This is a genomic window from Phycisphaeraceae bacterium, from assembly GCA_019636735.1.
Taxonomy (GTDB): Bacteria; Planctomycetota; Phycisphaerae; order Phycisphaerales; family SM1A02; genus VGXK01.
In genome coordinates this window covers 453666-466635 of sequence record JAHBWY010000003.1, presented here as the reverse complement: position 1 = coordinate 466635, position 12970 = coordinate 453666, and the positions used below count along the sequence as shown (strand labels likewise).

Here is a 12970-nt window from a genome sequence, read left to right as displayed (position 1 = left end):
TGGGGCCTCGGCGAAACCCAATGTCCGGTGTCAGTCAGCCGGGGGATACCTTCGTGCGCCGACTTCGTCCGCTGCTCTTGGCAGCACTCTGCGGTGCGGATGTTGACGGCACATCGAGCACCGCGCGGATCGTTCGGGCGATCGCCGGAGCGTCGAGGCCCGCCTCAGTGAGCTGCTCGCGTCGCTCGCCCTGATAGATCCACGAATCGGGCAGACCGAGGCGCGTGACCAGTCGAGTGTCGAGGCCATGCTCATTGCACGCTTCGAGCACGCAGGAGCCGAAGCCGCCTCGCACCGAGTGATCTTCCACGGTGACGATCGGGACGCCCTTGCCAAGGAGCGACTTGAGAAGGGCCACATCGACGGGCTTCGCGAAGCGGGCGTCGTAGACACTGACCGCGTACTCATTGCGAAGTTCGCGCACCGCGTCGACCGCTTCAATCGCCATGACGCCGAAGCCGAGCACGGCGAGGTCGGGCTGATCAACCTCGATCAATGGTCGCGCCCGGCCCAGTTCGAAGGCGGGGCAGGGCTGATCAGTGAAGAGCGTGCTCACCGAGTCGCGCGGATAGCGGACTGATGAAAGCCCGGCGTCGTAAGTCGTCATGAAGTCGAGGGCCGCCTTCATGCTCGGCTCGTCCATGGCGGCCATGATCACCGCCTTGGGCAGCGTCGCCAGAATCGAGATGTCGCAGAAGCCGTGGTGCACAGCGCCGTCGCCACCGACGAGGCCGGCGCGATCGAGGCAGAGGCGAACCGGCAATCCCTGGAGCGAGACCTCCTGGAACGCCTGATCGAAGGCCCTCTGAAGGAAGGTGCTGTACACAGCGAAGAAGGGCTTCCAACCCGTCTTCGCAAGGCCCGCCATCATGTCCATGGCGTGGCTCTCGCAGATGCCGGTATCCCAGCAGCGATCGGGGAAGAGCGGCATCACCTTGTTCAGGCCCGTGCCGTCGGGCATCGCCGCGGTGCAGGTCACGACCTTCGGATCGCGGCGCATCAACTCGATCATCGCCTCTCCGAAGGCGGAGGTGAACGAGCGTCCGCCCTTCTTGAGTTCGACGCGGCAGCCTTCGCTCTCGAGGTCGTCCTCGATGATGTTGAAGGCGCTCGGTGAGTGCATGCCGCAGGGGTCGCCCTCGGCGGGCTTGAAGCCCTTGCCCTTCACGGTCTTCACATGCAGGACCATGGGCTTGTCGAAGTGCTTCACTTCGCTGAGGGTGCCGATGAGCGTCGGCAGGTCGTGACCGTCGACGGGGCCGATGGTGAGCAGTCCGAAGTGCTCGAACCACGCGTCCTCGCTCATCATCGCCTTGCTCATCTCGCCCATGCGGTGATAGAGGTCGGCGATCATGGCACCGCCCGGCAGACGCGAGGCGAGATCCTTCGCCGCGCGCTTGAACTCGCCGTAGCCATGCGAGACGCGCATGCGGTCGAAGTAGGCCGCCACGGCGCCCTGCGGCTTGGCGATGCTCATGCCGTTGTCATTCAGGACCACCAGGAACTGGCGATTCAGGGTGCCGGCGTTGTTCAGGCCTTCCATCGCCACGCCATTGACGATGCTCGCATCGCCGATGAGCGACACGACGCGCCGCCCCTCGGGGTGCTCCGGAGACCATCCCTCGCCGTTGAGCAGATCGCCTCGCGCCATGCCGACGGCGGTGCTGATCGCGGTGCCGGCGTGCCCAACGGAGAAGAGGTCGTAGGCGCTCTCACGAGGCTCGGGGAAGCCCGCCATGCCGCCGCGCTGTCGCAGCTTGGGCAGCAGGTGGGTGCGACCCGTCAGGAGCTTGTGGGGATAGCACTGGTGACCGACATCGAAGAGCAGTCGGTCATGACCGAAGTCAAAGACATAGTGAAGGGCGATCGTGAGTTCCACCACGCCGAGGTTCGGGGCGAGATGACCGCCGCTTCGGCTGATCTGCTCGCAGATGGCGGCTCGGATCTCGGCAGCGACTTCCGGCAGCGCAGTGACCGGCAGCTTCCTCAGGTCCGCGGGGCTCTTGATCGTTGAAAGCAATGTCATGTTCATCCTTGAGCCTGCGAACCAGCGTGCGGTCGCTCCAGCGCACCCTGTCCCGGATTCGATGTCCGGATCAAGGGGGATTCTAGTCGGATCGGGTTCAACGGGTTCGGGTGGCGAGGTAATCGGTGATCTCGCGAAGGTGCGAGGCGTCGGCGCCGAGCGGCTCTGTCACTTGGTGGGCTTCTCGGGCCAGACGGTCGATTTCGGACCGTGTGGTCGGGATCCCGTGAACCGCCGGCCAGGTGAGCTTTCCCGCGGCGCGATCCTTGCCGACCGCTTTGCCGGCGTGCTCGGCCGTCTGCGTTTCGTCGATGAGGTCGTCGACCACCTGAAACATGAGGCCGATGGTGTCGCCCCAGCGCGTGAGCTGTTCGATGATCTCATCGGGCGCCGACACGGCGATCGAGCCCATGCGACAGGCGGCGCGAATGAGCGCGCCGGTCTTGTTGCGATGGACTTGATCAAGGCGCTGCGCCGCCGACTGGGAGGCATCGAAACCGCCGAGCGTGTCAAGGACCTGGCCGTTGATCATGGCCGTGGTGGCCGAGGCCAATTCCGCCACGAGGCGATCGGAGTGGCGCGGACTTCGAGCCGCTGTTTCGAACGCAAGTGAGAGCAGGGCATCACCGGCGAGAATGGCCATCGCTTCGCCACGGGCGATGTGAAGCGTGGGGCGTCCCCGGCGAAGATCGTCGTTGTCCAGCGCGGGAAGATCGTCGTGCACCAGGCTGAAGGCGTGCACCATTTCTACGGCGGATGCCGCATCGAGGGCATCCTCACGACGCCCGCCCGCCACCTCGGCGCAGACCAGCGTAAGCAGGGGGCGCAGGCGCTTGCCCCCGCCGAGCAGGGCGTATCGCACCGCTTCCCGAAGATTGGGAACGAGGCAGGAGCGCTCGACGGAGAGCGCCAGGTGCGCCTCGATCTGCGCCAGGAACTCCGACTCGCATTGAATGATCGGCTGCGCGGGGGCCACGGACATTTCCGGGATTCTACGAAGTCCTTCGTCTCTTCGTGCCTCCGTATGATGCGCGTGTGGCCGATCTCTGGGCGTCATTCCTGAGTTCCATGCAGCGAGGCGGCTTCGTCATGTGGCCGCTCTTGGCGATGAGCATCGCGATGGTGGCGATTGTGCTCGAGCGCGCGTGGTTCTGGCTCTCTCTGCACGGCCGCAAGGGTCGCGCCCGATTCGCCCGACTCGTCGATGCGCTTCGCCGTGGCCAGCGGGAGCGCGTCATGGCGATGCGGGCCGAGCGCCTCGACCCCTACACCGAGATGGCTGCGGAACTGGTGCGGCTCGGGCCGACGGAGTCCAACGCGGTCGCCATTTCGGAAGAGGAGCGGCCTCGCTTTGATCGCTTCCTGGGAACGCTCGGCACCATCGTGACCGCGGCACCGTTGCTGGGAATTCTCGGCACGGTCAGCGGCATCAGCAAGAGCATCGCGATGCTCGGCGGACGGGCGACGGCGGACATGAGCGGCGTGAGTCAGGGCATTGCCGAGGCGCTCGTGACGACCGCGACGGGACTGTCCCTCGCGCTGCTCACACTCCTTCCGTACATGATCTTCCGCACGCATGCGGATCGAGCGGTCGGCCGCATGGAGACGCTGATTGCCGCAGCGCAGGGGGGCGCGCTTGGAACCACACCGTCGAATGAGGGGAACCACGATGCCGATGCTCGATCGCGACGACCGCTGGCCGGCACGACCGGATGAGGCGCCATGCAGGAGGGCGCCCGCGGCGACTTCACTGTTGTGCTGGCGGCGTTGTGGCATGCTGCTGACGACCGTGGTCGTCGCTTCGACGCTGGCGTGGGGTGCGGTGGACCTCGCGCTTGGCGAGGATGACCATTCCGCCAGCGAAGGCGCTCGCGCGACGCCGGCCGGGAGCGTGGCGTCGCGAGCGGCGGGGTCGCCCAAGGGAAGTGATGCCCCGAGCCTCGGCGCACCCTTCATCCGTCGCGCTGAGCAGCCCGACGGCGAAGTGACGCTCCGCATCGTGTCGCGTCGCTACCGCCATCCGGATCGAAGCGAGGAAGTGACCCTGACCGGCGTGGCTCACCTGGGAACCCGCGCGTACTACGAAGCGCTGCAACGCCACCTCGATGCGCATGTCAAGGTGCTCTATGAGTCCGTCATGCCTCGAGGCGCCGCGGCGTCGCCCGGAAGCGATCCCGTGCAGGTCACGCGCGACCGGATGCTCTTTCTTCGCAGCGTGATGGTGGCCCTGCGCGATGCGGAGCGAAGCGCGGGGCGCGAGGATCGGTGGCCGACGATCGAGGAGACGCTGGCGAGGGCGCATGAGGTCGATGGTCGCTTCGCACCCTGGGTGCGCGGCGCCGCGAACGATGCGTGGGGGCGAGCGATCTCTGTCGAGACCGGGGATGATGGCGCATTCCTGCTGCTCAGCCTCGGCGCCGATGGCGAGCCCGGTGGAATTGACGCCGATGCGGACATCCGGCTGCGCACTCCGCGGGAGCGCCGCGCATCACGCTCGCGGGAGGAGGCTCTCCAGCCGCAGCTTGCAGCGATGCTCGGCATGGCGTTCCAACTCGATGCGATGGACTACCACCGGCCCCATTGGGTCGTGGCGGACATGGATGAGCGCCAGCTTGTCGAGGAACTTGCCACGCGGGGGGTCGATGGCGCCCCCTTCGTTGGAGCGGTCGGTGGTGCCGGGGCGGTCGCATCGGTCGCAGGCGCGGCGGTGGCGCTCGTCCGAATCGCAGATGCCATGAGTGGCGGACGGGTGCGAGCCTTCGTGACGCTCCTCATGATCGAGACGCTTTCAGCGGTCGATGAGAGCACGCTCTCGCGCGGCATGCCCTCGGGGTTCATGGAAGTCATCCTCGATCGTCGCAACGATGTGGCGTGGGAGGCGCTGATGCGCACCCTCGACGGAGGGGCGCCGCCGAAGTCGGTGGCGGTCTTCTATGGCGCAGCGCACATGCCGGACCTCGAGCGGCGCCTGGCTGCGGCCGGGTGGATGCCTGCCTCCGAGGAGTGGTTTGACGCGATGTCCCTCAATCCCCGGCGTGCGGGTCTCGATCCAGCCACGGTCGAGGAGATGCGCCGGATGCTCTCTCAACTCATGAACGAGATGGGTGCCGGAGAGGGGGCGCGGTGAGCAAGGCGATCTCCTCGCGCGCGGCCGATGAGGGTTCGATCTCGCGATCGAGTCAGGCCGTCCACATTCAGGTTGAAGGCGAGACGACTCCGCGCGTCGTGCCGTTCCGCAGTGGCATGGAGATTGTCGTCGGGCGCGACGCGAGCTCAACGATCAGGCTGGCCCACGATGCGGTGAGCCGTCGCCACATGCGCCTCTTCGAGCGCCATGGTCGCTGGTTCGCGGAGGATCTCGGGAGTCGTCACGGCACCATTCTCGATGGTCTCCTGCTTCCTCCGAATCGCCCCGTGCCGGCGGCCACCACCGGAACGATCGTGGTCCGGCCCTTCGCTCTGAGATTCAACTTGGGCGGGATGGTGCAAGCGAACGCCGGGCGAGCAGCGCAGGCGCATGATGCACCAGTGTCGAACTCCGATGACTCGAGGGGAGCCGCCGCCAGCGATCCGCTCAACAGCGAGGCGCCCTTCACGGGCTCGCCCATCGACTCCGAGGAAGACCTCTCGAGTGTCGTCCAACGACTCGATCCGGCGAGGCTCGAAGCGCTCAACAGTCGGCGGCTCTCGCTCCTCCTTCAAGCGATCGAGGCGATTCATTCGGCGCGTGATGAGCGAGGTGTGGCCGAAGCCGCGACCGAAGCGCTCATCACCGGCACCGGGTTTGCCCGCGCGATGTTCCTCAAGTGGACGAGCGATCTCGACGACCTTCGCACGCTCTCGATCCGCATGGCCGGTGACGGCACCGATGCGCCGAGCGCCAGGGTCAGCCGCACGCTCCTTCGCGCCGTCACCGATGCCGCCCCGGTCGTGCTGGAAGATCATGCAACCTGGCGGGAGGCGGAGAGCATCGTGAGTTCCGGTGTGGCGGCGGCACTCTGCGCTCCGGTTGTCATTCCGCCGCTCATCGAGGCCTATCTCTATCTCGATTCGCAGCGCCGGTCGGCCCGGCCCAATGCCGACGCCGCGACCTTCTGTCATCTGGTCGCGAAGGTGTGCGGACTCGCGATTGCCAACCTCCGCCGGATGGCGGCCGAGGCGCGGCAGCGCGAACTTGAAGAGCAGCTCGCCCTCGCGAGGCGGGCGCAGCAGCGCCTGCTTCCCGGTGATGAGGGAGTTGCGAGGGGGTGTCGCTGGCGCCTGATGACGAAGCCCGGACTGGTCGTGGCCGGCGACATCGCCGGGGTCATCGATCACGCCGATGGACCGACGATCTTCGTCGGCGATGTCCGCGGCAAGGGGGTCGATGCGGCCATCGTGATGTCGATGATCGCCTCCCATCTCGCCGCAGCCATCGAACATGGCGGGGCGCTTGAGGAGATCATGGCGCGCCTCAACGGCTTCGTGCACCGCCATCGCCGCGACGAGTCGGACTTCGCGTCGCTCTTTCTCGCACGGATTGACCCCTCCGTGCGCTCCTGGACCTGCGTGGATGCGGGGCACGGACTCGTCATGCGGCTGAGAGACGGTCGCGCTGAGACGATCGAGGCCGAAGGCGGACCGCCACTGGGGATCTCGGAGAAGACCCACTTCGGCGTCAGCCGCTTCGAGTTGCTTCGGGGCGACCGGCTCGTCATCTACACCGATGGCGTGAGTGAGCAGTGCGCGGCCGATGGTGGCGACATGCTCGGTTCACGCCGCATTCACGAAGCGCTGGCGGGCTCGTCGTCGGCGTCGGAGGCGGTGGAGCGCATGGATCGACTGCTCCGCGGGCATGCCGGCGGCGATGTCTTCGCCGACGATGTGACGATCCTCGGGATCGACCTCGCCTGAATGGCGACGCACCCGCCGCGCGAAGGGCGAGCCATCTCTTATGGCAGCGGAATCGCCGGGGCCCAGTTCAGCCAGCGAGGATCGACCTTGTCGGCGAGATCGAAGATGGCGCCGGACTCGGCCTGCGCGCCGGGAGGATCGGGAGTCGCAAAGCCGATGCCTCCAACGAGCACGCTCTCGACGCTCTCGACCTGCGTGGAGAGGCCCGTGATGCCGAGGTCGAGCGAGAAGCCCGATGCATTCCAGAAGCGCGAGCGCTCGCGGACGAGCGTCGCGAAGCGCGGTTCGATTCGGGCCGTGACGATCGCGCTTCGCGCATCGGTCGAGAGCTGGAGGTCGACCACCTGACCGATCGGCATGTCGCGGAAGAGGATCGGAGAGCCTCGGCGCAGCGCCTTCAGGCGCGGGGCACGGAGCTGCACAATCAAGCCTGGTTCATCGGCGACGGGGGGCCGCGCGAGCGCCTCGAAGCGGCGCGGAGCCGCCCCCTTCTGACCCGGCTGGCAGACGATAAAGGGACCGCTGGCGAGCGTGCCGAGACCGCGAATTCCCTGGAGCGAGATTTCGGGCCGCTCGATCCAGAAGCGGGCGTCGGCGTGCAGCAGGGTGCGTGCCCACGGCTGAATCTCGATGACCGCCATCGGGCGCAGGCCGTCCGGCAGCAGCGTCACCTCCACCACGCGGCCGATGACGACACCGCCGCTCTTGACTGGCGTGCGGCCCGCTTCGAGACCATCGGCGCTGGCTACCACCACTTCGAATCGCGGGCCCTGAGAAAGCCAGTCGCGAAGGACGAGCGCGGCTGCAATCAGAAGGGCCAGCAGTGGAATGATCCAGACCGGCGAGAGGCCACCCGCCGGTCGAAGCTCGGCGACGGGCAATGCGTCGGGTGGGCGCGAGGGTGGCGTGATCGGGCGGGGCGCATCCGGAGCGGTTTCGCTGGACGCTCGAGTGGCGTGCACTTCGTCGCTCATGGTTGCGCCTCGACCACAGGGGCATTCTGCCAGATCAGACGCGGATCGAAGCTGGCCGCCGCAAGAAGGGAGAGCACCACCAGTGCGGTGTAGGCGATGAGACCGGGACCGGGCAGGACCACGGCCAGGTCACCGAACTTGACGAGCGCGATCATGACTGCGGCGAGGAAGACATCGATCATGGCCCATGGGCCAAGGAAGTCGAGCACGCGATGGAGTCGGGCCCGCTCGCGGCGCCCGCGCGGGTGAGTCGCCGCGACGCAGAGCCAGAACATGCCGATGAGCTTCGCCAGTGGAATGACCATGCTCGCGATGAAGACCACCGTGGCCACGCCGACACTTCCGCGCTCATAAAGCTGCACGACGCTCTCCCAGACCGTGGCATCCTGCCGGACTCCGAAGCGTTCAATCGAGAGGATCGGAAGGAGATTCGCGGGGAGGTACATCGCCAGCGCGGCGAGCGCCAACGCCGCGGTGCGTTCAAGGCTTCCCCGGCGATGGGTGATGGCTGCGCCGCAGCGGGCGCAGAAGGGTGTCCGTCCGGCGCCATGGGGCGGAATGCGATGAACGAGCCCGCAACGCGGACAGGCATCCACAGTTTCTCCGCGCCGCGTGGCGGGATCAGTCAAAGCGTCAATTCTCAGTGTGCACGGGCTGGAGGCGATCCGGGTCGCTCAGGTCGGCGCGGTTGGTCCAGAGCGACATGTCCCAGAGCTCCTTGTAGCTCGCCTTGCGCTGGCTGCCGTCGGCGGTCGCGTAGACCACCGAGTTGTAGCGCCTCAGCGGCACGGCGCCGGGTGAGAGCACGGTCACGGAGGTTGTGTCACCGCCTGGTCCGATGGTCCAGACGGGCGTCTGCGCAAGGAACGGCGGCGTTACCCAGGCGGCGCCGGGCTCGGTGTCGGGCACATCCTTGATGACTCCCGGATCGGAGAAGACGCTGGCGCAGAAGGTGATCATCTGGTCTGGGCGGGCGATGGCCGCGATGGTGCGAGCCACCGGCACGATGCGTGCGTTCGTCGAGGGATTTCTCGCGTCCACGAAGCGCATCGTCGGTGCATTGCTCACCGTTTCCCACCATCCACCGAGGTAGTAGGCGTTGTAGCCGAACTCAGGTTGCAGAGCCGCGGCCGCGCCGGGAAGCGTCGCCGCATTGACGAGCGACGGTGGCAGCGCAAAGGGCAGAGAGCCATCGTCGAAACGACCTTCGGCGAGCAGTTCGCCCGAACGACTCAGGTATCCGAGGAACAGTTCGGTGTTGAAGTCGAGGAAGCCGGCAAGGCGCCAGACATAGGTCTGCGAGAGTTCGGGATTGACCTGCTGACCACCCGGCAACCGGTATCGCACCTTCCACGAGTTCTGCACCCCGGTATCGAGAAAGCCCGGCAGGCAGTTGCCGTCGTACTGCGTCGAGTATGTGCTCCACCCGAGAAAGAGCTGACGAGCGTTGGCCAACTGCTGGGTTTCCCTTGCACTGCCTCGTGCGGCGCGAAGTCCCGTGAGCAGGAGGCCGATGAGAATCGTGATGATGGCGATGGCCACCAGCATCTCAACCAGCGTGAAGCCGGACGCCTGCCCGGGGTGTCGGTTCTTGAATGTCCGCATATGGAGGTCTCCGGTTTCCGGAAAGATACGGTTCAGTCGAGGGTCATGCTGCAAGAAAGATGCATCGAAAGTGACATGAAGCCCTTCGGCAGCGTGCCACGGGCCCCTCGACATCGGGTGCGGAAGCCCAGCGGCTGTTCCCGCCCAAGGGGCTCGAGCAGGTGCTCAACGCCCGCTGACGGTGACCTTCTCGACGAGCCCCGCCTTGATCTTGTCGATGCCTGATCCCAGCTCGCCGATCGGGTCCGGTGGCACGATCTCGACGACCTTCTCGCCCAGTTTCGCCTCGCCTCGGTTCACTCGATCCTGGAACTTGCGGCACTCTTCAAGGAGCTTGGGGAGGATCTCCTCCTCGGGAACATTCGCGACCCGCTGGCCCTGCACATAGATGATGCCGCGACGGTCGCCTGCAAAGACGGCGACATCGGCACCCTCGGCCTCGCCGGGACCGTTCACCACGCAGCCCATGACCGCCACCTTGATCGGAAGCGTGATCTCGCGCTCGAGGGTCCGCTCCACTTCCTTGACCAGTGTGAAGAGGTCGACCTGGATGCGGCCGCAGGTGGGGCATGCAATGAGGTCGACGCCGCGGCGCGTGCGCTTGTCGAGGCAGTAGAGGAGCTCGAGCGCATCCTTCACCTCGTCGATGTGGTCGCTTGCATAGGAAATGCGCACCGTGTCGCCGATGCCGTTGGCGATGAGCGAGCCGAGCGCGACCACCGAACGGATCGCGCCGGTCGACTTCGGTCCGGCGTGGGTGACGCCGAGGTGCAGGGGGTAGTCGAATCGCTTGGAAATCTCAGTGTACGCGTCGATCACGAGCGTCGCGTCCATCGACTTGGCGCTGATCACGATGTCATGGAAGTTGCGAGCGTCGAAGATCTCCAAGTACTCCTCGAGCTTCGCGATCATGAGCGCCAGCAGGTGGCCCGACTTGTGCCCCTGGAAGTACATGCCGAGCTCCGCGGCGCGGCGCTGCTTGTCCTTGCGCTCGATGATCGAGCCTTCGTTGACGCCGATCCGGATGGGGATGCCGCGCTCCTTGCAGGCGTCGATCACCTTGTTGACCTGCTCGCGGTCGCTGATGTTGCCGGGGTTCAGGCGGATCTTGTGAACGCCCACCTCGACCGCTTCAAGGGCTCGCTGGTAGTGGAAGTGGACATCGGCCACGATGGGGATGCGGACCTGCTTGATGATCTCCCGCAGGGCGTCGGTGTCCTTTCGCTCGGGGACGGCCACCCGGACGATGTCGGCGCCGGCCTCGCGATAGCGCTCGATCTCCGCGACACAGGCGTCGATCTCGTGCGTGTAGCCGGCGGTCATCGTCTGGACGGCGATGGGGGCGTCGCCTCCGATCTTCACGATGCCGACCCGGGAGTCGCCGACCGAGACCTGGCGCGTGATGCGTCGTGGTTGCATGCTTGGGGATTCTACGCGGGCGCTGACCGGGACCCGGACGCGCTCGCCGATCGAAGGCCGAAGCCCTCAGGTGATGGGAGCGCTCGCCAGTCCGGTGTGACTCGAGCGCTCGACGGGCAACGCACTCGCCCCCGCCGCGCCGTATTCTCGCCGCCGCTCATCAAGGAGGCACTCGATGGGGTCAGAACAGACGCCTGCACACTTCGCTTCAGCCGGATCCAGCGGCTCACCGTCGGACGCGCCCGCGATCTTGGGCATGCGCCTGAGCGCCATGATGTTCCTCCAGTACGCCATCTGGGGGGCGTGGCTTCCGATCCTTTATCCCTTCCTGCTCGGGCACAGAGGGTTCACGCTGGAACAGACGGGGCTCTGCCTCTCGGCCGGTGCGCTCGGCGCCATCTTCGGGCCGTTCATCGCGGGCCAGCTCGCCGATCGCAACTTCTCCACGGAGAAGCTGCTCGCGGCGAGTCACTTCGTGGGCGCGATACTCGTCCTCTCACTGGCCTATGTTGAGACCTTCAATGTCTTCCTGCTGCTGAGCGCGCTCTACGGATTCGTCTACGCGCCGACCTTGGCGCTGACGAACTCGCTCGCGTTCGCGCACCTGAAGAACCGTGATCGCGACTTCGGTCCCGTGCGACTCTGGGGAACGATCGGCTGGATCGCGGCGGGCATTCTGGTGGGACAGGTGCTCCTGCGCTGGCACACGCCTGCGGCTCCGGCCGGCGGCTTCGAGTCACCCGAGGCGCGGGCGGCCTTCGAGGCGAGCGTGGCATCTGCCCAGAACGCAGGTCGTGCCATCGCCTTCCAGTTGAGCGCGGTGCTCGGTTTCGTGATGTCGCTCTATTGCCTGACGCTACCGCATACGCCGCCCGCACGGAAGGCGAAGGAGAAGCTCGCCTTTGCCGAGGCGTTCCGTGAGATCCGCCTTCAGCCATTGATCACGCTCTTCCTCATCTCGATCCCGGTGAGCATGATCCACCAGTTCTATTTCATCTTCACCAGCGACTTCGTCGGCAAGGTCCAGAATGCGGCGAACAGCCTCGGGGCCGATCGCTTTGCCGCAGCCGTCAATCAGATTCTCGGCGTCGGCGGCGGTGGATTGATGACCATCGGGCAGATGACGGAGATCGCGGTGCTCGCGCTCATGCCGCTCGTCGCACCGAAGGTGGCGAGGAAATGGCTGCTGGCGGTGGGCCTCTGCGCGTATGCGGCGCGCATGGCCATCTTCGCCTACGCGCCCGAGCTTGGGCCGGTGATCTTCGGCGTGGCGCTGCATGGCCTCTGCTTCGGCTGCTTCATCTTCATTGCGTTCATGGTGGTCGATGAGAACACCACCGCCGATGTGCGAGCGACCGCGCAGAATCTCTACAACCTCGTCTTCATCGGGATCGGCATCATCGTGGGCAGCTACTTCGCCACGGCGGTCGTGGGCAACTACGCCATGGATCCCGTGCTCGACGCCGCGGGCCGGGCGGTGCTGAACGCTGATGGAAGCCCGGCGCGCGTGATGAACTACACGCGTCTCTTCACCGTGCCGATGTGGATCGCGCTCGGCTGCCTGGTGCTGCTGCTGGCCTTCTATCCATCAAGGAGCAGGGGAGCGGCTGGCGCCGCCGCAGCCGAGCGTCGGTGAGAGAGCCCCGTGCGTCCGCGCCTCTGTCGCGTTGTTTGATGCTCGAATCTCCCCGGAGCGCCCGACCTGAGGAACCTTCGTACCAATCACCCATGATCGAGAAGGTCGTCTTCAAGGGCTCTCTGCAGATCGCTCGCTGGCGAAGCGCGATCTGCAGTACTGGCTCTCCAGGCCTTCCTCCGAGCGCATGGCCCAGATCGAACGACTTCGCAGGCACGAGCATGGACATCTACCCCGACTTTCGCGATCCGCTGACGCTGTTCAACGCTCATCGCGTTGAGTATGTCATTGTCGGTGGATACGCCGTGGGGCACCATGGAGCAATGAGCGCGACAGCCGATGTCGAGGCGATCGATCGAGGAACCGGGGACGGTTGACGGTCCGAGCGACGGCGAGCGGCGGTGGTCATTCGGCGGG

At 66.1% G+C, this 12970-nt stretch carries 12 protein-coding genes; 5 read left to right on the top strand and 7 right to left on the bottom strand.

All coding sequences use genetic code 11. The annotated features are described in order from the left end of the window. Positions 1-34 precede the first annotated feature (34 nt). Together dxs and KF724_06010 are read right to left on the bottom strand one after the other, a co-directional pair. Positions 35-2026 (bottom strand): 1-deoxy-D-xylulose-5-phosphate synthase, encoded by a 1992-nt coding sequence (gene dxs / locus KF724_06015; protein ID MBX3355235.1) that lies wholly within the window; start codon positions 2024-2026, stop codon positions 35-37. Positions 2027-2123: 97 nt separating this feature from the next. Beyond that, a complete protein-coding gene (locus tag KF724_06010) occupies positions 2124-3008 on the bottom strand; it encodes a polyprenyl synthetase family protein (GenBank protein MBX3355234.1) in 885 nt (294 codons plus the stop codon). 53 nt (positions 3009-3061) lie between these two features. Between KF724_06010 and KF724_06005 the strand changes: the two genes are divergently transcribed. Genes KF724_06005 through KF724_05995 form a run of 3 tightly spaced genes read left to right on the top strand, consistent with a single transcriptional unit; the run spans position 3062 to position 6919 of the window. Further along, on the top strand, positions 3062-3742 hold the full coding sequence (locus tag KF724_06005; protein MBX3355233.1) for a MotA/TolQ/ExbB proton channel family protein: 681 nt from the start codon (positions 3062-3064) through the stop codon (positions 3740-3742). Between the two features lie 58 nt (positions 3743-3800). Then, a complete protein-coding gene (locus KF724_06000) occupies positions 3801-5153 on the top strand; it encodes a type II secretion system protein GspG (GenBank protein MBX3355232.1) in 1353 nt (450 codons plus the stop codon). After that, a complete protein-coding gene (locus tag KF724_05995; GenBank protein ID MBX3355231.1) occupies positions 5150-6919 on the top strand; it encodes a SpoIIE family protein phosphatase in 1770 nt (589 codons plus the stop codon). Before KF724_06000 ends, KF724_05995 begins: the two co-directional genes overlap by 4 nt. Positions 6920-6957: 38 nt before the next feature. On the opposite strand, the gene KF724_05990 is transcribed toward KF724_05995, so the two are convergent. The 5 genes from KF724_05990 to KF724_05970 form a co-directional block, all read right to left on the bottom strand. Further along, complete coding sequence (locus tag KF724_05990; GenBank protein MBX3355230.1) at positions 6958-7893, bottom strand: MCE family protein; 936 nt, start codon at positions 7891-7893, stop codon at positions 6958-6960. Further along, entirely contained in the window at positions 7890-8522 is a 633-nt protein-coding gene (locus KF724_05985; GenBank protein ID MBX3355229.1) for a paraquat-inducible protein A, read from the bottom strand. The genes KF724_05990 and KF724_05985 overlap by 4 nt, the downstream gene beginning before the upstream one ends. 4 nt (positions 8523-8526) lie before the next feature. Next, entirely contained in the window at positions 8527-9498 is a 972-nt protein-coding gene (locus KF724_05980) for a prepilin-type N-terminal cleavage/methylation domain-containing protein (GenBank protein ID MBX3355228.1), read from the bottom strand. 165 nt (positions 9499-9663) lie between these two features. Beyond that, entirely contained in the window at positions 9664-10917 is a 1254-nt protein-coding gene (gene ispG, locus KF724_05975) for a flavodoxin-dependent (E)-4-hydroxy-3-methylbut-2-enyl-diphosphate synthase (protein MBX3355227.1), read from the bottom strand. A 66-nt stretch (positions 10918-10983) separates the two neighbouring features. Next, positions 10984-11190, bottom strand: a complete 207-nt coding sequence (locus KF724_05970) for a hypothetical protein (GenBank protein ID MBX3355226.1) — start codon at positions 11188-11190, stop codon at positions 10984-10986. Between KF724_05970 and KF724_05965 the strand changes: the two genes are divergently transcribed. Both KF724_05965 and KF724_05960 read left to right on the top strand, forming a co-directional pair. After that, positions 11174-12553: an MFS transporter gene (locus tag KF724_05965; GenBank protein MBX3355225.1), complete on the top strand. Its 1380-nt coding sequence runs from the start codon at positions 11174-11176 to the stop codon at positions 12551-12553. The two genes, KF724_05970 and KF724_05965, sit on opposite strands and share 17 nt — an antisense overlap. Positions 12554-12645: 92 nt before the next feature. Beyond that, positions 12646-12930, top strand: coding sequence for a hypothetical protein (locus KF724_05960; GenBank protein MBX3355224.1), 285 nt, complete (start codon positions 12646-12648; stop codon positions 12928-12930). The last annotated feature ends 40 nt before the right edge of the window (positions 12931-12970 follow it).